Source organism: Robinsoniella peoriensis, from assembly GCF_000797495.1.
Lineage (GTDB): Bacteria > Bacillota > Clostridia > Lachnospirales > Lachnospiraceae > Robinsoniella > Robinsoniella peoriensis.
In genome coordinates this window covers 397,003-421,282 of the sequence record NZ_JTGN01000004.1, presented here as the reverse complement: position 1 = coordinate 421,282, position 24,280 = coordinate 397,003, and the positions used below count along the sequence as shown (strand labels likewise).

The window sequence follows — 24,280 nt, the reverse complement described above, 5'->3', positions numbered from 1 at the left end:
CTGCTTTTTACTTGGTATCTGTTATTATTCCCACAGGTGTATTACCACTGCAATTGCGAAAATGCAAAGGTGTTACCCCCATTTTCTGCTTAAACTGCCGCGAGAAAAATATACTGCTCTGGTACCCGCAGAGCTCTGCAATTTCACTCATGGATTTATTACTGTATTTTAACAGTTCCCCGGCCTTTTTCAGGCGCAGATCAATCAGATAATTTTTAAGGCTCATTCCGGTGGAGGCAGTTAATATCCGGTTAATCGTGCTTTTATGGCAGGCGAAAACAGCAGATAATTCCTGATGAGTGATACCCTCCTGCATATGTTCCACAATATAATCCAGGATCTGGCCCTTCATCTGATCCTGCTCCTGACCTCCCATAACCTGTGACTGAAGCAGTTTCATAACCAGAGATCCTAACAGGCTGCTGCAAATCTGGCTGGAATACATACGCCCGATGTGATACTCCTTTACCATTTGCTGAATCGTTTCCACTAAAAAACTATTTTTCAGAATATTCGTCTTATGATAAAGTCCTGCCAGTGCCATTCTGTTTTCCGGCGATTGATCCTGCAATACAAATTCGATACCGGATAATAAAAAGGGATCTTCCACATCCGCTAAAATTGTATTTCCCACACCCGGGGGCACATAAAATAAGTCCCCCATAATTGCAGGACAGGTTTTATTTCCTATGACATACCGCCCTTTTCCTCTGTGAACATAGAGCATATAATGGTAATCAAATACCCTGCGTGATGTTTCAAACCCGCTGTCACACTGATATAGATTAATTACATTCATTTTCAGCTTCATTTCTAACCTCCCATGTTTTATATATATGAGTCATTTCTTTTATTTTTTGGTCTTTTACTGCATTGTAACTGATTCGATTCTATTATATCATAATTTCATAAAAAGAAATATAAAGGAGTGTGCTTATGTATAAAATTCAAAAAGGAAAAGAATCCATGACCGCTAAGGAAAGAGTAAAACGCACTTTTCAATATGAAAAAACAGACCGGGTTACCATCGGATACGATGCAAACCCTGCAGTTCATGAAAGATTAAAAAAGGCTCTGGGCATTGACGGATGCGATGACGAAACCCTTCTCCAGATATTAGGTGTAGACTACCGTCCCATCCAGGCACCCTATACCGGACCCGAATTATTCTCTGTCCCAGCCAACAGAAGGGTCGACCAACTGGAAGGCAGCATCATGCGCTGGGTGGAACATGACACCGGCGGATATTGGGATTTCTGTGATTTTCCATTAAAAGATGCCTGTGATGAAGCTTTTGAGAATTTTCCGGTACCGGATCCGGATTGTTTTGATTATGAGGCGGCATGTGAGCTGGCAAAATCTTACGGTAATCAATTTGCACTGTTCACAGGACATGCCGGTATGCCGGATATCATTAATTCTAACGGCCGCATTATGGGCGTAGAAGATATCCTCTGCCATCTGCTGGACCAAGACGAAGCTGCCATGTCACTGATCCGCCGACGTGCTGATTTTCAGTTAAAAATGTTAGACCGTCTGCTCCATGCATGTAAGGGGCAGATTGACTTTCTCTGGATGGGTGAAGATCTGGGAACACAGATCGGCCCTATGATCAGCCTGGAACTTTACCGGAAAGTATTAAAACCAATCCACAGGCAATTTGCGGACCTGGCTGACTCCTACCACATCCCCTCCCTGATTCATACCTGCGGATCATCAAGCTGGGTATATGAAGATTTTGTAGAAATCGGAATCAAAGGAGTGGATACCCTGCAGCCCGAAGCCGTAAATATGTCTCCCCAATATTTAAAGGAACATTTTGGAGGCAGGCTTAATTTCAGAGGATGTATCTCCACCGCCGGCCCCCTTGCTTATGGGTCCTGTGAAGATGTAACAAACGTCTGCAAAGAAACCCTGGATATTATGATGGAATGCAGAGGATATCATTTTGCCCCCACACATGCTATCCAGGATAATACACCCGTAGAGAATATCATTGCCATGTACCAGGCTGCACATGATTATGGGTATTATAAATAAGGCTATTTCTAATCCATACCGGTTAAAGAAAGAGCCTCAGACTCAAGAAGAAATTTCTCCATTGTCTGCGGCTCTGTCACTTGTGTCACTTTTTTACACAAATAAAGCAGTGCCTGTATGAAGCACTGCTTAACCTTACTTGAAACGTTACTTAAAGTTTTCCGGGCACCATCTCTATCTACAAAGCGTCCCTTACTCAGACAAACCTAATTATAAGATGCAATGTAGTACTAATCCGTAATCATCATCATAATATCTTCGATGGATTTTCCGCTTTCCTGGATCATATCATAGAGATAACCCAGCGCTTCTTCTCTCTTCTTGCCTTCCAGTTCTTCTCTTTTACTCAAAAGTTCATCCAGTTTCGCCTGCGCTTTTTCAATCTGTCCATCCAATACTTCGATTTGATCATCAATTGATTTTCTTTGTCCTCTTGCCATAGTATTATCCTCCTCAAATTCACTTATTTATTCTATATGAATATATTAGTTCCAAATGAGGATTTTGTCTAGTATTTTTACTGAAAACTCATACAAATTTATTGCCTTTTTTATTATTCTCGGTTCAAAATATCTAATTCTACAAAATCTCCTAAATTTCCTATCTTCTGGGTAATTTTTTCTCTCGCTGCATTACTGAACGCTTCTTAACTGTCATAGTCTCCGCCTACTGCTTCCATCAGAGCATTGCTGATCTTCTGTTTTATTTCGGACATATCTGACCCGTACTTTATAAGCTCCCAAACATCCCGGCCATTTACATACGCCTTTACCAGCCAGGGCGGCGTCCCTCCTGTCATGGGGCTGACCGGAATTTTCTCATTGGGATCTATCAATGCCAGATCCTCGTTATTCATTCGGATTGCCATTTTATCATTGCGGATATCCATACCTTCCTGCTCATACAAGGCAGCAACCAGACGATAGGTTATCCCTTCATCATCCACATTTGCATTTACCTCTTTATAACCCTCGGGTACTTTTACCGGATCAGAATCTGTATCCGGATATGCTTCTGATTGGATACCACCCATTATATCAGAGACGATTGCGATACCTCCTGATATGGATTGGTACGGAAAAATATCTGCTCCCTCTTTGTCCTGTGCAAGTGCCATAACAGATCCGGAGCACAGTACCAGACTGCATAAAACAGCGACTGGCAGTATTCCTTTCTTCTTGGGCAGATGTTCTGTAGTCTCACGGATACGTTCTTTCATATGAACTAAATTCCCCGATAGGCGAAAACCTACCGACACGGGATATTTTTTGACGGGTGTCCTTGCCGCACCAATGAGAATCGACGCATATTGAAACCGCAGTCCTTTATCTGCCTGATTTAAAACAAGTGTATCACATGCAAGTTCACATTGATGCATATATTCCCTGCATATCCAACGAACGGCAGGATTGAACCAATGTAAAGCTGATGCCAGAGCCGCAATTGTTCTCCCCCACAGATCCCATCTCATATAATGTGCCAGTTCATGGCGTAAAATCAAAATTGTTTCCAATTCGGTATAGTTTTTCTCCGGTACCAGAATAACAGGGTGAATAAGACCGGTAAGCAAAGCCGTTTCCACAAAAGGACAACGGTATATCTTCCGGCATTTTTTTATACCAAGGGGCCTGCCTGCTGCTTCCAGGCATTTATCCATCCATGGATCGTTAATTTCCTGGCACCATCTGCGTTGCATGTTCCGAAAAGAAACCCATTTCCCAAGCCCCCGGACTGTCACCACCATCACTCCTGATATCCAGACCACAACGATTCCCCAGAACAGAAGCACCCCATAATCCAAAGATGAACCGGTCTGAGTTGTGACTCCCCCAGATGTATAGTTTTCTTTTTCTGCCCCCCGATCCTGCGTAAAAGCTTCTGCAGACTTAAATACGGATGTACTCTGTAAAAATTCCGGCGCTTTTACTTCCACCATGGGAGTAAATACAACAGGCTTCATAGGAAATAACAATCCGGCGATTAAAACCATCCATAAAAGTGCCCGCCCGGAAGGAGCTACCCACTGCAGCAGGTCATTACGCAATACAATTAATAATATCCCCGCTGCTGCAGTCATTAAAACAGAAGAAATGATAAGAGAAATTAATAAATCAAACATCCGGTATGTTTCACCTCTTTTCCAAATCGGCCAGCCATGCCTCCAGTTCCCCAATACTGTTGTCATCAAGCTTTCCCCCATCATACAGCGATGCCATCAAGCTGCTGATAGAATTACTGTGATGGGTTTCTACAAAGTTCTGGGTTTCAAATGCCAGATATTCGTCTCTTTGAATCTGGGTCCAGTATATCCGCTCCCTGCCTCTTTTCTCACTTCTTAGAAACCCCCGTTCTGTCAGTCGGATCAACAGGCTGATCAGCGTCTGTGCCTTCCAGCCTTTTTCCTCCATTCTTTCCATTAGCATGGGAGCCGTGACCGGCTGTTCACATTCCCACACCTGTTTCATAACTTCAAATTCCGCATCCGGTAATTTTTTCATGTCTGTATCCTCCTAACCAACTCGATAAAGCATCATCTGTATCAATCCCAGCACCAGAAGATGTCCGGGATAAAATCCGTAAAAGAAATATTGAAATGCTTTGGATTGTTTTCCTTTTTCTCCATTGTACTTTAAAGTTAGCAAAACCGCAAGACAATGCCCTGCTATGTACATTCCGATTGTAGTAACCATCCGGATATCAAAATCAAATAGAAAACTTTGGAAACGCCAAAGCTGAAGTCCTGCTGCTAGCAGAACGCCGATAGTACCCCGTTTTGCTTTGCTCAAATTCCTGCTGTAATAGAAGAAAAACACATATGCAACACACTGGTAAGAATATTCCAGATCCAGTTTTACTGTAACCCATGTAAGGAACAGAACCACCATTGCGGCAATTACCGGCCTGGATTTTAGGCGCCGGCTGCACCAGAGAGCGAATAAATCCACTGCCATAGTGAACATAATGTTAAACCGCATTTCGGTTATTGGTATCAGATGGCCTTCACCAAATAACGTATATGGTATTTGAGCAAGCACACCGAAAAACAGGAGCCTTCCGATATATTTTCTTACATCTTTCGTGTGTTGAAATCCATTTGCCAGCAGAAAGAAAAACAGGACTGCCGCCATTCTGCCGATGATTCCCACTGAATAAGCCAGTGCCTGAATACATCTAATTGCTATTCCCTCTATTGCCGGAAAGCTTCCAAAGAAATCATACAGGTTTCCTCTTACCACATCCCTGACACAGAAAAAATCAGGACCATAGTACTGACAGATTAAATGATCGGTCAGCATAGCAAGTACCGCAATTATTTTTATTTTTCTTGTATTTATATTTACACCTTCTTTCTTATTAGACAATTGTCTTATTTGAATTATACATTTGTCTAATTGGAATGTCAAGAAAATCTTTTCAAGTATAAAATATCATTTCTGTGTACTGTACCAGATAAGCCGTCTGACAGATACGTTCTTTGTCACGATCTGTTAAACGGCTTGAGATTAAGATAAGAAGTAGAATGGAAAGATATCTTCAGAAAATAAAGTGTGAAAGAAAATTACGATACAGAAAGGATGCCACTATGCGATTCTTTCAACCCGTTTGATTGTGGCAGTATTGCAGGCTTGCCTGCAAAATGGGAATAAATATGGCTGAAAAATCATTATATCCGTGTTCAAATTCAGGCATAATATTAACGGGCAGCTTAATCATAGCTGTCATACAGACTGGTTATCACCGGTATTTCCCGGGTCTGTCTATCTGTCGTGATGATCTTCTCCATACCCGGAACCAGATCAAAATAGTTGTCACTTAGCAACAAATCCTCCTGAAAACTGATTTCTACAAATTTGCAGAACTGCCCTGCGGTAATCCGGTAGGTATTTCCGTCCAGCTTTTCACAGTGAATCTCTGGCTTTTGGAAATCAAAATGTTTTGCAGGCTTAAAGATAACTGTTCCGCTTCCAATTGTTTTCTCCTCCATGGTAAAGACATATGCTGCATAATATCTGCGGTAATCTTCCTCTTGCTGCAATTCCTCCTGAAAATCTATTACTTTGATACACTCAGAATGCAGCCTTTCTACCGAACACAGAAACTCCTCTTCTTTGATAAGCCCCCGCTCCACGTGGCGCAGCTGCCACTTTAAAGTTCCCTGTACCTTCACCAGTGTCTCATTCGTAAGATGGAGTTCTACTTTTGTCCCCTCTTCACAGGCAGAGGCAAGTACCGGCTCAAAGAAACGCTTCGCTCCATATTGCAGTGCCTTCCATCTTCCGAAGCAGTCGATGCTTGCCCAGGAGGCAACCGGCCAGCAGTCATTGATCTGCCAGAATAACGCCCCCATGCAGCGGCAGTCATTACGGTTTCTCCGCCAATGCTCCACCCCATAACGAATGCCCTCCAGCTGAATCATCTGTGAAAGATAAACAAAGGATGCAAAGTCTTTTGGAAACTTAAAATATTGTGCAATATAAGTATTTATCACTTCATTTCCGTTTTTACTCTTCTGATGGCCCTCCATTACATAAGAAAATATATTTCTGTCTTCCGGTAAGGTAAAGCTTTCGATTGTCTTCATGCAGGGAAAGGACTGCAATCCAAATTCAGAGTTAAAGCGGGGAAAAGTTGTCCGGAAATACGTAAATGGTTTCTGTCCATGCCAGACGTTCCAGTCATGGGTATCCCCTATATCCATATTTTCCACGTCCTGCATACTTCCGGAAGAAGACGGAGAACTGGGCCAATAGAAGATATCCGGTGCTTCTTTTGAGACCAGGGCTTTCATATCCACTTCAAACTGCTGTACATACATATCTTTATATTTCTGTTCCATCGTGTCCCAGACCATCAGCTCCGTTTCATTATTTCCGCAAAGCAATGCAATACAGGGATGATGCTGCAGTCTTCTGGTAAGCTGAACTACCTCTGCCTCCATATTTGCCCGTTCATCTCCTTCCCAGATCGTAACGATATTGGCAAACATAAAATCCTGCCATACCATTATACCGGTCTGATCGCAATAATCCAGAAATGCTTCTGCGGGGTATACTCCTCCGCCCCAGATTCGAATCATGTTAAAGTTTGCTTTTATACAGCTGTCAATGAGCTGCCGTGATTTTTCTTCCCGTATTCTTCCAAACAGGCTGTCTTCCGGTATGTAGTCTGCGCCCTTTGCAAAGACTTCAACATCATTGATTACAAAATGAAATGTTTCACCAAAGCAGTCTTTTTCCTGTTTCACTGTCAGGGTACGCAGTCCTATTTTCTTTTCCAGCATATGAACGATTTCATTTTCATGCCACAGCTTTGCACATACGATATAGCGCGGCTGTTCTCCATAATTAATGCACCACCAAAGCCGGGGATTTTCTATCATACAGGTCAGGTGTCCATCAACAGCTGCCTCTTCACAGAGCACTTCGCCCTCTGGGGATAAAATACTGATCCCGCACTTCGTATCCGGCAAAAAGGTCTCCCATTCTATATCACAAACCAACTCTACTTTTCCAAACCGGTGGTTCTGTCGGATCTGCAGTTCCTGAATCCTGCCAGCCCGGTATCCTTTGAGGGAAATCGGACGCCAGATTCCCATATCTGCAAGTTCAGGTCCCCAGTCCCATCCAAACATACAGGCTGCTTTTCTCATCTGCATTTTTGCCTGGAAGAGGTGACGGTCCAGATCCATATAAGGATGTTTTGCTTTTATGTTCTCGATTTGTCTGTAAGGTGAGGTAAAGGATACGGTAATTTCATTTTCTCCCATTCTTAACGCTGCTTTTACCTCTGCTTCCAGCACCATATGCATATTTTCACAATGCCGCACCAATATTCCATTAATATGAATGTCTGCAATGGTATCAATCCCCTGACATTCCAGCTGGATACTGTCCATGCTTAACAATTCAGGACTCACCAGAAACCTGCGCCTGTAATCGTAATCTTTTTCGGAAACTGCTTTGGCTCCCGCTTCATGATCCCGGTAAAAGGGATCCTGTATCTCTCCTTCCCGCAGCAGATCTTCATATACGGATCCGGGTACCACTGCAGGAATCCATCTTTCTTCTCCCCTGGCTCTCATTTCCCAGGTTCCATTTAAATTTAATTCTATCATTTTGAGTTCTCCTGTTCAGATCTAACCCGCAAAGTGGGACGTGCAGATAGATGCAATGATTTTTCAGACATGCCCTAATCCTTCAACTGATCTAATATTGCCCAAACGCCCTCCTGCAGCTGGACCTCCATCTCTTTTTCACCATAGCGGATTCTCTTTTTATCACTGCACGCTCCCATTATCTGAAATGATATGAGCTTTCCATTTTCCCATTCAACATCTGCGGTATGTCCGCCTCTGATACGGCTGCCTTTCAAATGCCCATGCTTCCAATCCGCCGGAAGTGCCGGCAGAACTACTACCTGATCTTCAAAGCTCTGTAACAGCATCTCACCGATCCCTGCTGTAATTCCGGTATTTCCATCCAGTTCCCAGGTACCGCACCACATGGATGTCTCATCGCTCATAACCGATGCCAGATTAGGTTTTACCAGTCTCTTAACCGTATCATTCAGTATTTTCCAAGCCTGTTCCCCATCGTTCATTCTGGCATGATATCCCACAAGCATCGCCATTCCCCAGGATGTGATTTCAAAATTTTCATACCTCAGCTCTAATGTCTTCTGAGCCGCATGCTTTAAATCCTGGTCTGCCCGGGCATCAATCTGATGAAATGGATACAGCCCCAGCAGATGGGAAGTATGCCTGTGATTTGGAATCGGTTCTTCAAAATCTTCCATCCATTCCTGAATCTGCCCTTTTTTTCCGATTTGATAAGGCGGAAGCTTTGGCAATATTTGATCTATGCGCCCCACCAATTCCAGGTCGGCGCTCTCCAGTTCCTTTGAAGCTTTTCTTGCAATTTCCAGAATCTCCCTGACCAGCACTACATCGCAGGTGGTGGACAGGGACAGAAAATAGTTTTTACCATCTATGGAGAATTGATTTTCCGGAGAATAGGAGGGTCCTGTCATATACCACCCGGTAACTTCATCAAAAAATAAATAATCCACTGCAAACTGAGCTGCACCTTCCAGAATCGGATACGCGAAATCTTTCAGGAATGCCCTGTCTTTTGTAAACTCGTAATAATCCCATAACAGCGCGGCTGTCCACGCACCCCCAAAGGAGAAGACACCCCAGTTATAAGACCAACCAAGTGAAGTGAAACCCCAGGGGTTTGACGTTACATGGGCAGTCCATCCCTTCACCCCATATGCTTCCCTGGCTGTCTTTTTGCCGGAGGGGACCAGCGTCTGCTCCAGCCAGTGAAATAACGGCCAGTATGCTTCCGTAAGGTTGCAGGCACCTGCCAGCCAGTACTGCATCTGTATATTCATATCAATATGCATGTCCTGGGTACAGTCTATCCGATTGTAAATGTTATCATTCCAGATACCACCCATATGAGTGGGAAGAGGTGCGTCTTCCCTGGAGGAAGCGATCAGCAGATATCTTCCGTATTGGAACATGAGGGCATACAGATCAGGGTCACTTGCACCTGCTGCTGCCTGTTCGATTCTTTCATCGGTAGGAAGATTCCAAGGAACGGCTGTATCTGGTTCTGCCATTCCTGCGGTTTTTCTCTCTGCCACAGCTGTTTCTTTCCCGCCCTCCAACCGGATATCCATTCTACGATACCGATCCTTCACGTCACGAATATGGATTTCCTTTAGCTCTTCATAAGTTTGGCTCTGCACTGCATTCAGCTGTTCTTTTACCATATGATCCGCGTCATCCATAAACATATTGGTTGCCAGCCCCATCCGCAGCTCTATTGCCGTCGCCTGATCTATTACAATACACCCGGATTCATATCTGGATTTCCCATCGGTCAGGACACGGATTCTGCCGTTTAAATGAACACCGCATTTTCCATCACTGTGGAGATCCTCCAATGCATCCCCGTTAATCAGGTAATCCTCATCTTCTATTCCTGTTATTCCGGTATTATTTCCGATTCCGTCATAACGGATTTTAATCTGAAATTTTACTTTTTGCCAGGAATAAAACTTCATCAATACGATCTGGTGGGGACCGGATACGAATACTTCCCGGACAAATGGATTGTTATGAATAGTAAATTCTGTATTTGCAATACCGGCACTGATATCCAGGCTTCTTCGTAAATCAGACGCCTTACATTCATCCCCCTCCATACACAGGTCTAATTCTAATTCCCCCACAGGCATATTGGTTCCATAATTATTTTTATTTCCGGTTAGATTTCTGCCAAGATGATCTGCCTTTTCATAATCCTTATTTAATAAAACCTGCCGTATCTGACCTAACAGCTCTTTTGTACCAGGACGGTTGTTTTCCGAAGAAGGTTCTCCTGACCAGAACGTAGATTCATCAATCTGGATCCGCTCCGAAAGCCCGCCTCCATATACCATAGCCCCTATTCTGCCATTTCCCAGGGGCAGCGCCTCAATCCACTTCTTTGCCGGCTGCCGATACCATAATATATCTCTGTTATTCATATTTATTCCCATTGCATATTGCAGGCAAGCTGCAATACTGCCACAATCAAACAGATTGAAAGAATCACATCGTGGCGTCCTTTCTGCATCGTAATTTTCTTTCAACCTTAAACCCCCTTTATAGCGGGATCCGCCTGCGATGCTGTATTAGCCTTTCACTGCTCCCATCATAATTCCTTTTGTAAAATACCTTTGCATAAACGGATATACTGCCAGGACAGGAATGATGGTGAGCATTGCAATAGCGGAACGTACCGACAGAATAGACGGGCGGTTCATTACCATTGCCGTTCCAGCCGTCTTAGGGTCATTCATAACTACGTTCATGTTTTGAATTACCTGATACAGCATCAGCTGCAGTGTCTTTAAACCGTTATCCTGCACCAGCATCAGGTTATCATACCAGGAATTCCACTGGGCAACCGCACTGAACATTGCTACCGCGCCGAGAATCGGGGTTGATACTGGAAGTATTATTTTAAAGAAGGTGGTAAAAAATCCTGCCCCATCCATTCTTGCAGACTCTTCCAGTTCCGCCGGAATTCCTTCAATATATGTTTTGATTAGTATAATGTAAAACGCTGACATGGCAGTAGGTATTACATACACAAAGAAATTATTTTTCAATCCATAAGTTACCATGGTGATTACCCAGGGGATCATTCCTGCATTCAGATACATGGTAACTACAACAAATTTATAGATTCCTTTGCGGTATGGCAGCTCTTTCTGGGTTACCAGATAGGCAAACATGCTGCAGCACACCAGCGTGATCACGGTTCCAATTACTGCTCTTGACAGGGAAATCACAATTGGCTGCAGTATCCTGTTATTGCCAAAGATTTCCCGGTAACTGTTCAGCGATACATTGGTGGGAAATATGAAAAACCACCCTTCTGCCTGCTTGGGATCGCTGAATGAACTGATTAACAGGCAGTAAAAGGGATAGATGCAGACTATCAGCACAAGAAGCATAAATATAATATTGATAACATCGAATACAGTCATCTTTTTTTTCATTATTGCACCCATTGCATATTGCAGGACTTGCTGCAATACTGCCACAAATAAATCAAGTTGAAAGAATCACAGTGTGGCTTCCTTTCTACTTAGCAATTTTCTTTCAACTTTTAACCCATGAATATCGCAAACCGGTTTACGATATTCCTAAATAAGCAGTGTGATCTTAAAAGATAGAACTGCCCCGAATACGCTTCACGATAGAGTTAGAAAACAGCAATAACCCAACACTTAACAGCGATTTCATCATACTCATCGCAGTACCAAAGGAATAATTTCCCTGTACAATTCCCATTTTATAAGTATAGGTATCAATTACTTCCAGCTTATCCAATACCATGGCATTTCCGAAGACATAATACTGTTCAAATCCTGCTCCCGAGAGCACATTTCCAAGTCCCAGAACCAATAATACAACGAAAGTAGAGACCAGCCCGGGAACCGTAATGTGAAGCATCCGCTGGAATCTGCCTGCACCATCTACTTCAGCTGCTTCATACAGCTGGGTATCGATACTGGCTATTGCCGATAGATATAAAATGGCACTGTAACCCATATTTTTAAATAAATAAGTACAGGTCTGCACTGTCCATGCCGTTTTGGGATTGGTAAGTACATTTAACGGCTGGTCAATAAGATGCAGTTTTTCATACAGCAGTGTATTTAGCATTCCATCTGAAGGAGAAAGAATCGTCACAAAAGCCAGATACAACAATACATATGAAATAAAATATGGTATGGTGGAAAATGTCTGCACCACCTTTTTTAACCGCCTGGTGGAAAGTTCATTTAATAGAATTGCAAAACATGCCGGGACCGGCAATGTTATAATAATCAGCCCGCTGAGTACAAATGTATTCCTTACTACGTTTAATACCTGTTCTCCATTGCTGAAAAACATCCTGAAATTTTGCAGACCTACAAATTCCAGCTTATTCAGGGGAATTCCCGGATAGTATTTAAAAAAAGAAATAATCCAGCCTGCCAGAGGGGCATAGCAAAATGCCGATATAAACATAATAAAGGGCAGGCTGATCAGCAAGAGCTTCCGCTTTGTAGCGCCATTTCTGCCGCTGACATTACATATTAAATTTTTCAAACAACTACCTCCTTTCGCCTTATTATTTTAAATCTATTTTATAAGCAGTCATAGCTTTGTCGATCATGGGATCCAGATCTTTGTGCAGCTGGTCAAAACGGTCCGTGTACCATTTCACTACATCATCTACACCCATTCCTGCAACCTTATCCATGGTTTCCTGCTTTAAAGTCTGAAATTCATTTTCATCTTTTGCATAAACAAGCTTAAATACTGCTTTATACATATATTCATTAATCTGGGCATACTTTTGTTTGATATCATCCGGTTTGGAGCCGATACCGCTGGTGTAGGTAGACCAGATCACATTTGGAAGCTTTTCACCGCTTCTGGTCTTATAATTTTTAAAATAATCCGTAAAACTGTCCGCTCCGTAGAATGCCAGGGCATCTTTCTTTACCGCTGTATAATTATCCAGATTCGGTGTCTGTTCAGGTTGGATATAATTGCCGTCAGAATCTACATCAATGTGCTGGAAGGCGTTAATTCCGGCATATTTCCACTTTCCGTATGTTTCCGCCATATCTACCACGCCGCCCTGATTATCTGCTACGTATTGATCGGTAACCGTGGGAATACCGTCCTTTACTTCATATGCCATGCCTTCTGCTCCCTGCGTAATCATGCGGGATCCTTCTTCCGAGAAGCACCAGTCCAGAAATTCCATTGCTTTCTCCGGATATTTGCACTTACTGGTAATCGCAAATTCATTTCCACCCACAACTGATTCCCAGTAAATCGACATAGACTGCACATCATCCAGCATCTTAATCGGCATATATCCGGAATCTTTCATACCCAAACCATCTAGAAGTGCTTCTTTATTCATGACCTGCCAGCCGTTTAAAGCAGCAAGATAACCGCCCTTGTCCGTTTTTTCTTTGTACTCGGAACTGCTCATGGTCACCGCACCGGGATCAATCAATCCCATCTGATTAGCTTTATAGTAGAAGTCTACACCTTTCCAGAAAAAACTGTCAGGATCTAATAATGGTGCCTCTACCTGTTTCGTCCCATGGTTCAAATATACTGCATAATTTCCTTCGATAGGTTCGTAACCTTTGGAGAGAGGATAATCCCGGTTGACAAATCCATCGCCCATCCCCTGCGGATCCGCAAAACCCCCGCCCAGAGCATAGATCTTTTCACCTGCCGGTGTCTGTGGATTGTTATCCTGCATTTCTTTTAACATATCCAGAAATTCTTCATCTGTCTTAATATCCGGATATCCCATCTCTTTGTATAAATCCCAGCGCACCCAGTTGGCACTTCCGGGCAATTGATCCAGTCCCATTCCGCCCCAGCCGCCCAGGCTGTAAAAATGTCCGTCCTGATACATATGGTCTCTGCGGTATTCATTTCGAATGGTAAGCCTTGGATCTTTTCCGATATGCTCTGTATTAGCAGCCAGATCATCTAATGGAATAATCATCCCGGCTTCCACTGCCCTGTTTAGATTATTTAGAATCTCCGGATTTCCCGCAGGTGAACCAAAATCCATAATATCATCCAGATCGTTACTTGCCAGCTTCGTCGCCAGAAGTTCATTAAAGGTACTTGTTTGTGCCGTTGTATTTCCAAGACTTGAGTCTACGGTCAGCTCAATTCTTATTCCCAATTTATCTTCGATATATTTTGCCACGGGATCCTCTTGCAATCCTGTGTATTTGGACTGATTCCGTATGAACATCTTCAAAGTCACCACATCATCGTTCCCATTTTCCGAGGAATCTGCATTCCCACCCGTATCCACTTTTTTTCCGGCATCTGCTCCAGACTCCTGTTCGCCTCCACATCCTGCCATAGTTGAAACCATAGCTGCTGCCAACAAAATACTTACGACTGATTTCATTCTTCTTTTCATTCACTTACCTCCACCTTTTTATCTTTTATTTTCCCGGTAAATACACTCCTTCTGATTGGCCAAAATCCAGAATATGCATCAAGGCATGCGTTTTGTCTAACCTTGCAGTGCCATGCATTTATTTACTATAAATATCATAGAACATATTATTTTTTTATACAATTTAAATAATTATATATTGTTATAAAAATTATTGTTAGGAATATCGTATATATTTTATAGTGTTTTTGCGCTCATACCCGGCATATTATGAACAAAAAAATCTCTGTCCTGCCGTTAGGCGATACAGAGACTTTTATACAAAAATTATTCAATTTCAAATGTTTCAGAGCTGAAATTACTATAATATCTGCCCTGTCTGGCAGTAAAACGCAATACACAGTAATCCGGGTCAGTCACACCTTTTGAGTAATACATGGTATCACCTTCCTGCCATATCAGCTCTTTGTGTTCACGGTCTTCCAGAACCTCCATTGTGCCAGTCAGCATAATGCCCCTAAAGAATCTTTTATCGCAAAAATATATGCATGCCTGAGGATTGTTCTTATACTGCCCCACCCTCATGGATGAAGTATTCGTTGTAAAATAGAACACTTTGATTCCCTCTCTTTTTCGTGGCGGTAACATGGCTTTCGTATTTGGACAGCCAGATTCATCCACAGAACTTATAAATGAAACGCTTTGCTTATCAATTAAATTTCCAATTGTTTTTACCGGATCTTTCACTTTAGCACCTCCTTATTTTTACCCTTATTATAAGTGAGACATGGAGAATCGTAAATAAGTCACTTTTTTGTAACTATAACAATCCTTGTGCTTTCAGAAAATCCTCCCGATGATCTTCTATCATCATTTCTATTCCCACGCTTTGCATAATTGATACTGCTTCAAAAATCTTTTTCCCCCGCTCTGTAAGAAAGTAGTTTGATTTTAGCGGGTAACCGTCATTTATTGTTTTGTCTATCAGCCCATACTCTAAAAGCTCATTCAGATGCTGTACGAGCATTTTTTGACTGACCCCCTGAATGGATTTTTTTAGATTGGATAGTGAAAATCCGCCTTTACTAAGCTGCCACAAAATAATGGGCTTCCATTTTCCTTTTATGATATCATGTGTCATTTCTAACGGACATGTATACTCACCTCGTATTTTCACGCTGCATCCCTCCTGTATATTTATTTTCCGGTTTCTTATCCGAATGGATAAAGCCAGAGCATTATTAAATTCATTGTTAAATTCACTGTTAATTACGCAATGATGTACCAGTCCTTACAAACGGGCATTTTCTCCAAATATTTTCTTATACTCTGCGGGACTAACCCCTGTCTCTTTTTTAAATACAGCACAAAAGTATGTAGTATTCTGAAAACCAACTTTGGCGGATATTTCTTTCGCACTGCTATTTCCCTTTTTCAAAAGCTCTTTTGCTTTTTCAATCCGGATTTCTTTTAAGTAATCGGAAAACGATCTGCCGATGTCTCTTTTGAAGATCTGGCCGATATAGGCTGCATTGCCCCGGAAATGCTGAGCCAGGGATTTCAGGGACAGATCTTCCTCATAATGCTCCAGCACATAATTTGCCAATCGCAGGGAAAACGGTGAAGAGTTGCTGCTTTCTTCCGGTTCATCCCCAGCTGACTCATTCGGAATTTTATCCAGATAAATGCCTCCAGCCACTGCTTTTGCAAAGCTGTCTGCCACCTTCCAGTAATCTTCAGCCGGACTTCCCAGCAATACATACAATTTAACCTGCAGTTCATTTAATACCATTTCCACACATTGGTTAATTGCCTGTATGATAGGTAACTGGTCTTTTTCTTCCTCATTCCGGCAGAAGACCACTATGGTATCCCCATCGTAATTACGCGAATAATAACAGACACATCTTTCAGACAAAATAGAAATACAAATACGGTGTATTTGATTTTTAAGCTCGATCTCCCGTTTCATATCTTTTCCAAGAAGACGCAGAATACAGGGCTGATAAGACGCTGCTTCTAAATCCAGTTCCAAAAAATCCGCTCTTTCCTGAAGTTCATTTTCTCCAATTGATCCATACATCCAGCGGTTGATTATATTTTCACGGATGAGATTAATGTCCAGCTGGGCTTTCATTTTCAGGTTGCGTTCCTGATCCAGATGCTTGATCACAATTTTTAATGTCTGTCCCAGTTCTTCATGACTGACAGGTTTTAAAAGATAATTTTCAATTCCCAGAACCGCCATTGCCCGCACATACTCAAAATCATCATATCCGCTTAGTACGATAACATGGATGTCCATTTTTAACTCCCGGATTCTTTGCAGCAGCTCCACACCATCCATTTTCGGCATCCGGATATCGGTAATGAGAATCTGGGGTGACTCTTTCGCTATGACCGCGAGGGCTTCTTCCCCATTGCGTGCAGTCAGCACCGTTTCAAAAGAATAGTCCCATCTGTCAGCAAATGCTTTCAGTCCCTCGCAGATCATTGGCTCATCATCAACAATTAATATCCCGTACATAACTCTCCAACTCCTTTTTCTTCATTGCTTTTATTTTTAATATTACTTCTGTACCTTCCATTTCCTTGCTGAAAATCTGCAGCATATAATCGTCTCCGTATACAATCCGCAGCCTGTTATTTACGTTATAGATTCCGATGGATTTCTGAAACAGCTCATCCTTTTCCAGATTCTCCCGGATTTCCTGCAGCCTCTCAGTTTCAATTCCACTTCCGCTGTCAGAAATGGTAAATACAATATCTTCCCCTTGTTTCTCTGCCAGTATTTTTATTCTGGAGGGATGTTCCTCCGTGCCTACATCCTGTATTCCATGTACCAGTGCATTTTCTAATATAGGTTGTAAAATATGCTTAATGGTAGCATAGCGATAAACCTCCTCATGGACTTCTATCTCATACTCCATGCGGTTCCCCAGACGGAACCGATATAGCTCCAGGTAAGATTTTACATAATTCATTTCATCCCTGTTTGTTACCACCACATCTTTTTTCATAATATTCCGGAACATATCAGAGAGAATCCAAATCATTTTTCCTGCTTCTTCTTCGCCCTTCATATACAGGTTCATCCGAATTGCCTCCAGTGAATTATATAAGAAATGCGGATCAATCTGCGCCTGCAGAGCATAGAGTTCCATCTCCTTCTGACGAAGCTGATAGACATACTCTTTCTTAATGTGGGCATCCAAAACGGCGCACATCTCAATCAGTTCCGAGTGTATATATCCCACTTCATCACGGTATCTGCGCTGTTTCTTAAAGTTAGTAAGCTTCCCCTGTTTCACCTGATCCATGGTTTCCTTAATGGCCCTCACCCGGTTGGCAAAAAACTTTGTACTGATAAAATTCAAAAGTGCGGCGCATAAAAGCACCAGAATCATAACTTTGAAAATATTGTACTGCAAGACCCTGACATCATCCATAATCGCCGCCATAGGAATGGGATTGATTACATAATAGCCGCCTTCACTGTTATAAACAGAATTATAGATCATATCCTTACCGGATAAAGTGCTGTCCCTTTCAATCAGCAGATCCATTTGGGGAAATGCTCCTTCTAATTGATATTCTGACGACGAATCATATATCAGACCTCCATTTTCATCCATCACCCAAACACTTCCCTTGATATATTTATCAAATCTCCGGTAACAATTGCGAATATTCTTGGCATTAAAACACATAGCCATCGTCCCGATTTTAGTTGCAAAATTTGCAGGATCACGGATCGGGTCAAAAATAAAAATAGAAAAAGAATTATTACCCGTATATTCATTCCGGGCGGATACCAGTTTTGTCTTTGACTCTTCCAGATATGCAAAATCATGGACCGTATTCACAAAAAATTGATATTCCCCCGAGTTTTGAAATGATCCAAACTGCAATATCTTCCCGGTATTTTTTCCATACAAAAAAGTGCCGTTAAATTGGTTATCTACGGCATATACCGTCTGTGTGATATTTTTCTGCACTTCCTGTAAGTGCTCCGTATAATAATCCTGCCGTTCTTCATTGATAATCTCTTCAATCAGATGAGCCCACTTCTCATCATCTCTGTATAATTTTTGATATATAGATTTTTCATCTACAATTTTAGACTGCAAAAAAGAATCAACCGATTCGATGACCTGTCCACTCATCTCCAACGCCTGATCCTTCTTAATCGTTATCAGATTTTCTGTTAATATCAGAAACAAGACAAAACTGGATATGATGGTAATCAACGCATACACCAGAAATATCTTGTTAAAAAAGCTGTTTTTTCCCGCTGTCTTATCCTTAATCTTCACTTACCCCACCCTCAATAGTAACCATTTCCTGCACCGGAACGTGTCTGACCGCTTATGTGCCGACAGACCCACGGATAGATGCAGGATGTCTATAAAATTTATGATAGCATAGGGGTATTTTATTGTCAAAACAAAGCTTGCTTTTCCTTTAATTTTCTGTATTTTCTATCTTTATTCGCGTAGCGCAGCCTTTCACTCCGGACAGAAAATGGCCTCCTATGAATAGACAAAGTAAAAGCCGGAAATTTGTAAATGTTTACTCAATGTACAAATTTCCGGCTTATCGATTTACGTCAATTCTATTTTTAATTATAAAAACTCTTTTAACTTCTCTACATTTTTTTCTTCAAAATCCAAAAGTTTTTTCATCAGTGAAACAATATCTTTTTCTGCATCATGCTCATATTTTTTGATGCTCTTAATTGCATCTATAATGCCCATGTTACTTCCTGTCAGCATCATTTCCGCGATATGGCTGTTTGATTTATCTGTCATTGTTTTGACATTAATCATAACATTGGATGTCATTTTCTGAAAAGCACTGATATCTTTTTCATTGTATCCGTTCTCATTCAGCATTGCTTTCGACTTTTCATTGAATTCCCGGTATCCTTTTAACTGGCTCTCGATCTGCTTGCGAAACGCATCACTTTCCACAATATCAAGCAGCTGATTTAGCGTATCCACGCCCATTCCCGAATTCTGATAAATAAAATTTAATAACTCTGCATTTGCATTCATAATATTCCATCTGCCTTTCCGTACATTTTACATCAGGCACAAATTGGCCTGTCCTGCAATACCTATGATTACCATATGAGCCATAAATATACATGGTATGGAATGTATATTTGGGTTTTGCTGAGGAAGGGGACGCTTTGTAGATGGAAGTAGTGCGCGAAAAGAGAAGGGGGCGGATCATGGCAGGCGTTTGGAAGGCTTACCGCAGAACTGGCATTTTCTAACCTTCCCAGAGCGCTTTTTGGCGGCACGCGGGCATTCGCTCCGAAATCCTGATGCATTTCGCAGCTCACTGCCCGCTTAGTATCCGATGGGAGCCAGTCGAATACTATCCACCAAAAAACACTCCGGCAAGGTAAGTAAATGCTCAGATCTGCTATACGCCTTCCAAACGCCTGCCATGATCCGCCCCCTTCTCTTTCCGGGATGCAGTTTATTGATACAAAGCTGGTTTTCTCAGCATGGTTGGGCCCCGGGGTTGTGGCATGCTGTACGCTATTGGCATAGAACACTTAAAAACCAATAAACCAGCTGGATGTTATCACTCTGAACTGTCTCTAAATTCTACTAAAGTATATTTGTGGTTATAGTACCTACATCCAGTTAAGTCTGTGATCAGGAAAACAGGTAAAATTTCGTCTTATCATCCCCCTTTCACACTGAACTGCCKTAACACACTCTGTTGCATCCAATAAAGAACAGCCTGCCACAGCCCAGGGGTCCAWCMTGCTGAGAAAACCAGCTTTGTATCAACAAATGCTATCTCGGAAAGATGGGTGTGGGAAACTGGTATGGGCGGAGGAAGCGTAGAGCWGAGCTGAGTATTTACTTACCTTTTCGGAGTGTTTTTTGGCGGATAGTATTCGACTGGCTCCCATCGGATACTAAGCGGGTACTGAACCGAGAAATGCATCAGGATTTCTCGGTGAATACCCGCGTGCCGCCAAAAAGCGCTTCGAAAAGGTTAGAAAATACCAGTTCTGCGGCCAGCTGACGGAGCCCATGCCAGTTTCCCACCCCCATCTTTCCGTACACTACCTACATCTACAAAGCGTCATTACTCACCTAAACCCCAATATAGTTAAACAAACAGCTTCAGGAAATTAAATCCTAAAGCTGTTTTCGTATATTTTAATAAAATTATTGTGCTTCCCGTTCAAAAATTATTTGATAATTCATCGCAGAATAAATTCCGGTTTTCTCATTAAATGGAACGACAACCTGCTTCAGCCGCCATCCTTTTTCGGCTTCCATAAGTATGGTTTCTTTGCATTCTTCGAAAGTGTCCCCGGCTTTTGTTTTGAGGCCATTTTCTTTTTTCGGTATTTCCACAAATTTATACTCGTACTTTTTCATAATCTTATCCCCCTGGACTCGTCCAAATATGTATAAATATATAACTCTAATTAGTGTCTATATAAGTATTATAATAAGGGAAACTGTCAATGTCAAAGATTTCTGAGAATTAAGGTATTAAGGTATTGTATATGAGAATTAAGGTTGTAAAATATATTAAGAAGGTATAACCCGGACGTGGGATCCGGGCTATGAGAGAAAGTAATAACATTAGTTGTTATTACACTAATAGTTTAATATACATTTCTGGTTATGTCAATAAGAAAAAGCAGGAATTGTGGGATTAAATCTTAAGTGAGGGTGAGTGGTATTGCTTTTTCATCCGATAATTATTGAAAATAAACAGGTGATAACATATAATAATGTTTAATATATGAAAATAAAAAGTTATATGAGGAAAATAATATGATTAGAGAAGTAGACCTTCAAGAAATATCGGATGGAAAATTATATGGATTAAATGATATGGTGAAAGCAGACTGTCAGGATTGTAACGGGTGCTCCGCCTGTTGTCAGGGAATGGGAGATTCCATAATTTTAGATCCTCTGGATATTTACCGGTTAACAGCCAATCTAAATTGCTCTTTCGAGGAACTGCTGATGGATAAAGTTACATTAAATATCGTAGACAAAATGATATTGCCAAATCTGAAAATGGCAGAAGGATCAGAGCACTGTGCTTTTTTAAATAAAGAAGGAAGATGCAGTATTCATAAATTCAGACCGGGAATATGCAGGATTTTTCCCCTTGGAAGATTTTATGAGAACAATTCTTTTCAATATTTTTTGCAGATCCATGAATGCAAAAAGGACAACAGAACTAAAATAAAGGTTCGGAAATGGATTGATACACCGGATGCAAAAAATTATGAACAATTTATTGTGGAGTGGCATTATTTTTTAAAGGACATGCAGAAGATGCTGGAAAGTGAGCAAAACGATCATCTGATGAAAGAGGTTGGGATGTACATATTGAAATATTTTTATTTAATGCCCTATGATAAAGGCAATGATTTTTATGAGCAGTTTCGGGAACGGCTGGAAACGGCAAAAGAATTTGTGAGGACCTTATAAAGAGATAAGGTCCTCACAAATAGGATGCAGGGGCAGCGTATCACATAGTTCCTGCAGTCTATATACTCTGCGAATAGATTGGCTGTTACAAAATCAGCAGCTAAGCTTATAGCAGTTGCTGGTCAAAAGTGATTTCATCAAAGTTTTCGTTATTTTCAAGATCATGCTGGTTATGATAGAATTTTACAGTAAAGGAATCGGCATCTGAATCCGGATTCTCATGCTGGTATTCCTTAAAGGTTTCCAATGCAATTTCTTTTAATTGGGCAGATGACCAGGTGTTAGTTACAATAATGTTCAATACGCAGGTATTGGTACGGTCGGCTTCGGTACTGAATGCATTTACTACTTTATATTCCGGACCTTTCCATAGGGCGAAAGCCCAAAGGGAAGCAAGACATACCAATGTGACAAGGATTTTCTTTTTCTTCATAATGAACACCTCCTATCTATACTGTACCATAAATGGCAGTGGTTTTATGCTGGTATTTGATGGGAGTGCAGAGAAATAGCGGGAAAAATCTGAAAACGCTCTGAAAATGAAATGTAAAAGGAATATAAAATGAAAAAATTAAAGAGACTCTGGAAAATTTTAAAAATAACAAATGTAGATAAGATGTTAATTGGATTTTTGCTGTTTATACTGGCAATTTCCTTTGCATTTCTGGCGGCAGAACCGGAAGTAAAGACATATGGAGATGCACTGTGGTATGCATTTAGTATTATTACAACCATCGGTTTCGGAGATTACTATGCGGTTACGGTTGTGGGGCGGATCTGCACGGTGGTTTTGGGACTTTACGGTATTTTAATCGTTGCGCTTATCCCAGGGGTAGTGGTCAGTTATTACCTGGAATTTATTCAGAGCAAAATGGATGAAACAACCGGTGTATTTCTGGAAAAATTAGAAAACCTGGATCAGTTGTCTAAGGAGGAACTCCGGGATATTTCTGATAAAATTAAGAAGAGCCGTTATAAATGATGTCCCTTACAATAAAAAATGCGAGAAAAAACAAGTTTTTATTGTATTATGAGAAAATCTTATCTATAATATATTTAATAAAAGGATTTATAAAACTTTCATAAGCAGGTAAAAAGTATGGGAAGAAATGGTAAGATAATAGAGACGAAACGTATGAATAAGATTCGCATTGCCAAATTTATATCATCAAAAGGGGTTACATCAAAAGCTGAGATTGCAAATATACTGGGATTAAGTATGCCTACGACACTGCAGAATGTAAAAGAGTTAGTAGAGGAAGGCATCGCTGTGGAAAATGGAGTATATGAGTCTACCGGCGGGCGAAAGGCAAAGGCACTTTCCATTGTCCCGGATATCGGATATGTGATTGGAATTGATATTACTAATCATCACATTACGATTGTGCTTGTGAATATGAAAAAAGAACTTTTGCAGATTGAGCGGATCAGAAAAACATATGCACCGGATTTTTCATATTATGAAGCGCTGGGTGACTTCATCAGAAGGTTTATCTTAAAATTAAAGGTAAAGAGTGAAAAAATTCTGGGTGTGGGAATATCACTGCCCGGAATTGTAGACCAGGAGCAGAAACTGCTGATACGCTCCCATACATTGGGTGTGAGCAATGTCAGCTTTAAAAGCTTAGATGAGTTTATAGATTTTAATTTTGCGTTGGAAAATGATGCAAACAGTGCAGCATATGCAGAACTTGGAAACGAGACAGAAAATACCGTATATCTGTCATTGAGCAATACGGTAGGCGGAGCGGTCTTTTTGCATGACCGTCTGTATCTGGGTGAAAATTTTAAAAGTGCAGAATTTGGACATATGGTAATTGAAAAGGATGGACGAACCTGCTATTGTGGCAAAAAAGGCTGTGTGGATGCCTATTGTGCGGCAAAAGTCCTGATGGAACATGCAGATGGAAATCTGGAGACGTTTTTTGACAAGCTAAGGAAACAAGATGAGGAATGCCTCAGAGTCTGGGACGAATATCTGGAGTATCTGGCATTAACCATTACAAATCTGCGCATGGCATTTGACTGCAACATTATACTGGGTGGGTATGTTGGGGGTTATCTGGAAGAATTCCGGATGGACCTGAATAAAAGAGTATTGAAATACAATAATTTTGATATAGATACGTCCTATATCAGAATGGGAAAATACAAACTGGAAGCATCCGCCTACGGAGTTACCATGGGATTTGCAGATGCTTTTTTTGAAAGTTTGCAGTAAGTGAAGATAGGACTAGTGTACCAACTAGTTGG

22 protein-coding genes are annotated in these 24,280 nt (G+C 41.3%); 4 read left to right on the top strand and 18 right to left on the bottom strand.

Annotated elements, in window-relative coordinates; genetic code table 11:
* Nucleotides 1-7: 7 nt before the first annotated feature.
* Nucleotides 8-811 carry a helix-turn-helix domain-containing protein gene (locus tag QR40_RS10505; protein ID WP_044294818.1) on the bottom strand — a complete coding sequence of 268 codons (804 nt, stop codon included), beginning with the start codon at nucleotides 809-811 and terminating at the stop codon, nucleotides 8-10.
* A gap of 125 nt (nucleotides 812-936) precedes the next feature.
* Here QR40_RS10505 and QR40_RS10500 point away from each other — a divergent pair, with 125 nt between their 5' ends.
* Entirely contained in the window at nucleotides 937-2,040 is a 1,104-nt protein-coding gene (locus tag QR40_RS10500; RefSeq protein WP_044294817.1) for a uroporphyrinogen decarboxylase family protein, read from the top strand.
* A 230-nt stretch (nucleotides 2,041-2,270) separates the two neighbouring features.
* On the opposite strand, the gene QR40_RS10495 is transcribed toward QR40_RS10500, so the two are convergent.
* From QR40_RS10495 to QR40_RS10425, 16 genes are all read right to left on the bottom strand, one after another.
* Nucleotides 2,271-2,480: a hypothetical protein gene (locus QR40_RS10495; RefSeq protein ID WP_027292833.1), complete on the bottom strand. Its 210-nt coding sequence runs from the start codon at nucleotides 2,478-2,480 to the stop codon at nucleotides 2,271-2,273.
* Nucleotides 2,481-2,686: 206 nt separating this feature from the next.
* Nucleotides 2,687-4,225 carry a M56 family metallopeptidase gene (locus tag QR40_RS10490; RefSeq protein ID WP_160295796.1) on the bottom strand — a complete coding sequence of 513 codons (1,539 nt, stop codon included), beginning with the start codon at nucleotides 4,223-4,225 and terminating at the stop codon, nucleotides 2,687-2,689.
* Nucleotides 4,170-4,538 (bottom strand): BlaI/MecI/CopY family transcriptional regulator, encoded by a 369-nt coding sequence (locus tag QR40_RS10485; protein ID WP_027292831.1) that lies wholly within the window; start codon nucleotides 4,536-4,538, stop codon nucleotides 4,170-4,172. The genes QR40_RS10490 and QR40_RS10485 overlap by 56 nt, the downstream gene beginning before the upstream one ends.
* A gap of 12 nt (nucleotides 4,539-4,550) precedes the next feature.
* Nucleotides 4,551-5,402 (bottom strand): TraX family protein, encoded by an 852-nt coding sequence (locus tag QR40_RS10480; protein ID WP_044294813.1) that lies wholly within the window; start codon nucleotides 5,400-5,402, stop codon nucleotides 4,551-4,553.
* 344 nt (nucleotides 5,403-5,746) lie between these two features.
* Nucleotides 5,747-8,155: a beta-mannosidase gene (locus QR40_RS10475; RefSeq protein ID WP_044294811.1), complete on the bottom strand. Its 2,409-nt coding sequence runs from the start codon at nucleotides 8,153-8,155 to the stop codon at nucleotides 5,747-5,749.
* A gap of 74 nt (nucleotides 8,156-8,229) precedes the next feature.
* The gene (locus QR40_RS10470) at nucleotides 8,230-10,683 is read right to left on the bottom strand and encodes a glycoside hydrolase family 95 protein (protein WP_044294809.1); all 2,454 of its coding nucleotides are present in this window, start codon (nucleotides 10,681-10,683) and stop codon (nucleotides 8,230-8,232) included.
* Between the two features lie 42 nt (nucleotides 10,684-10,725).
* A complete protein-coding gene (locus QR40_RS10465) occupies nucleotides 10,726-11,643 on the bottom strand; it encodes a carbohydrate ABC transporter permease (RefSeq protein WP_052430791.1) in 918 nt (305 codons plus the stop codon).
* 121 nt (nucleotides 11,644-11,764) lie between these two features.
* Nucleotides 11,765-12,697 (bottom strand): ABC transporter permease subunit, encoded by a 933-nt coding sequence (locus tag QR40_RS10460; RefSeq protein WP_242849053.1) that lies wholly within the window; start codon nucleotides 12,695-12,697, stop codon nucleotides 11,765-11,767.
* A 22-nt stretch (nucleotides 12,698-12,719) separates the two neighbouring features.
* A complete protein-coding gene (locus tag QR40_RS10455) occupies nucleotides 12,720-14,561 on the bottom strand; it encodes an extracellular solute-binding protein (RefSeq protein WP_044294807.1) in 1,842 nt (613 codons plus the stop codon).
* Nucleotides 14,562-14,867: 306 nt separating this feature from the next.
* The gene (locus QR40_RS10450; protein WP_027292824.1) at nucleotides 14,868-15,287 is read right to left on the bottom strand and encodes a pyridoxamine 5'-phosphate oxidase family protein; all 420 of its coding nucleotides are present in this window, start codon (nucleotides 15,285-15,287) and stop codon (nucleotides 14,868-14,870) included.
* Nucleotides 15,288-15,360: 73 nt separating this feature from the next.
* Nucleotides 15,361-15,717 (bottom strand): winged helix-turn-helix transcriptional regulator, encoded by a 357-nt coding sequence (locus QR40_RS10445; RefSeq protein WP_044294805.1) that lies wholly within the window; start codon nucleotides 15,715-15,717, stop codon nucleotides 15,361-15,363.
* Nucleotides 15,718-15,831: 114 nt separating this feature from the next.
* The gene (locus QR40_RS10440; protein ID WP_044294802.1) at nucleotides 15,832-17,067 is read right to left on the bottom strand and encodes a response regulator transcription factor; all 1,236 of its coding nucleotides are present in this window, start codon (nucleotides 17,065-17,067) and stop codon (nucleotides 15,832-15,834) included.
* On the bottom strand, nucleotides 17,045-18,856 hold the full coding sequence (locus tag QR40_RS10435; RefSeq protein WP_044294800.1) for a sensor histidine kinase: 1,812 nt from the start codon (nucleotides 18,854-18,856) through the stop codon (nucleotides 17,045-17,047). Before QR40_RS10435 ends, QR40_RS10440 begins: the two co-directional genes overlap by 23 nt.
* A gap of 309 nt (nucleotides 18,857-19,165) precedes the next feature.
* Entirely contained in the window at nucleotides 19,166-19,597 is a 432-nt protein-coding gene (locus QR40_RS10430) for a hypothetical protein (protein WP_027292820.1), read from the bottom strand.
* A gap of 912 nt (nucleotides 19,598-20,509) precedes the next feature.
* Complete coding sequence (locus QR40_RS32535; RefSeq protein ID WP_255348041.1) at nucleotides 20,510-20,632, bottom strand: hypothetical protein; 123 nt, start codon at nucleotides 20,630-20,632, stop codon at nucleotides 20,510-20,512.
* A gap of 105 nt (nucleotides 20,633-20,737) precedes the next feature.
* Nucleotides 20,738-20,953 (bottom strand): DUF4177 domain-containing protein, encoded by a 216-nt coding sequence (locus QR40_RS10425; RefSeq protein WP_027294542.1) that lies wholly within the window; start codon nucleotides 20,951-20,953, stop codon nucleotides 20,738-20,740.
* Nucleotides 20,954-21,358: 405 nt separating this feature from the next.
* Here QR40_RS10425 and QR40_RS10420 point away from each other — a divergent pair, with 405 nt between their 5' ends.
* Nucleotides 21,359-22,027, top strand: coding sequence for a YkgJ family cysteine cluster protein (locus QR40_RS10420; protein WP_044294799.1), 669 nt, complete (start codon nucleotides 21,359-21,361; stop codon nucleotides 22,025-22,027).
* Between the two features lie 106 nt (nucleotides 22,028-22,133).
* Here the strand turns inward: QR40_RS10420 and QR40_RS10415 are convergent, their stop codons facing one another.
* A complete protein-coding gene (locus QR40_RS10415; RefSeq protein WP_027294540.1) occupies nucleotides 22,134-22,460 on the bottom strand; it encodes a hypothetical protein in 327 nt (108 codons plus the stop codon).
* Between the two features lie 129 nt (nucleotides 22,461-22,589).
* Here QR40_RS10415 and QR40_RS10410 point away from each other — a divergent pair, with 129 nt between their 5' ends.
* On the top strand, nucleotides 22,590-23,009 hold the full coding sequence (locus QR40_RS10410; protein ID WP_027294539.1) for a potassium channel family protein: 420 nt from the start codon (nucleotides 22,590-22,592) through the stop codon (nucleotides 23,007-23,009).
* 117 nt (nucleotides 23,010-23,126) lie between these two features.
* Nucleotides 23,127-24,248, top strand: a complete 1,122-nt coding sequence (locus QR40_RS10405; protein WP_027294538.1) for an ROK family transcriptional regulator — start codon at nucleotides 23,127-23,129, stop codon at nucleotides 24,246-24,248.
* Nucleotides 24,249-24,280: the final 32 nt, after the last annotated feature.

Excerpts from the sequence above, each read along its gene's own strand:
- QR40_RS10420 (WP_044294799.1), top strand. The coding sequence starts at position 21,359 with ATGATTAGAGAAGTAGACCTTCAAGAAATATCGGATGGAAAATTATAT.
- QR40_RS10440 (WP_044294802.1), bottom strand. The coding sequence starts at position 17,067 with ATGTACGGGATATTAATTGTTGATGATGAGCCAATGATCTGCGAGGGA.
- QR40_RS10485 (WP_027292831.1), bottom strand. The coding sequence starts at position 4,538 with ATGAAAAAATTACCGGATGCGGAATTTGAAGTTATGAAACAGGTGTGG.
- QR40_RS10490 (WP_160295796.1), bottom strand. The coding sequence starts at position 4,225 with ATGACAACAGTATTGGGGAACTGGAGGCATGGCTGGCCGATTTGGAAA.
- QR40_RS10495 (WP_027292833.1), bottom strand. The coding sequence starts at position 2,480 with ATGGCAAGAGGACAAAGAAAATCAATTGATGATCAAATCGAAGTATTG.
- QR40_RS10505 (WP_044294818.1), bottom strand. The coding sequence starts at position 811 with ATGAAGCTGAAAATGAATGTAATTAATCTATATCAGTGTGACAGCGGG.
- QR40_RS10455 (WP_044294807.1), bottom strand. The coding sequence starts at position 14,561 with ATGAAAAGAAGAATGAAATCAGTCGTAAGTATTTTGTTGGCAGCAGCT.
- QR40_RS10430 (WP_027292820.1), bottom strand. The coding sequence starts at position 19,597 with ATGAATGCAAATGCAGAGTTATTAAATTTTATTTATCAGAATTCGGGA.
- QR40_RS10425 (WP_027294542.1), bottom strand. The coding sequence starts at position 20,953 with ATGAAAAAGTACGAGTATAAATTTGTGGAAATACCGAAAAAAGAAAAT.
- QR40_RS10415 (WP_027294540.1), bottom strand. The coding sequence starts at position 22,460 with ATGAAGAAAAAGAAAATCCTTGTCACATTGGTATGTCTTGCTTCCCTT.
- QR40_RS10500 (WP_044294817.1), top strand. The coding sequence starts at position 937 with ATGTATAAAATTCAAAAAGGAAAAGAATCCATGACCGCTAAGGAAAGA.
- QR40_RS10475 (WP_044294811.1), bottom strand. The coding sequence starts at position 8,155 with ATGATAGAATTAAATTTAAATGGAACCTGGGAAATGAGAGCCAGGGGA.
- QR40_RS10410 (WP_027294539.1), top strand. The coding sequence starts at position 22,590 with ATGAAAAAATTAAAGAGACTCTGGAAAATTTTAAAAATAACAAATGTA.
- QR40_RS10405 (WP_027294538.1), top strand. The coding sequence starts at position 23,127 with ATGGGAAGAAATGGTAAGATAATAGAGACGAAACGTATGAATAAGATT.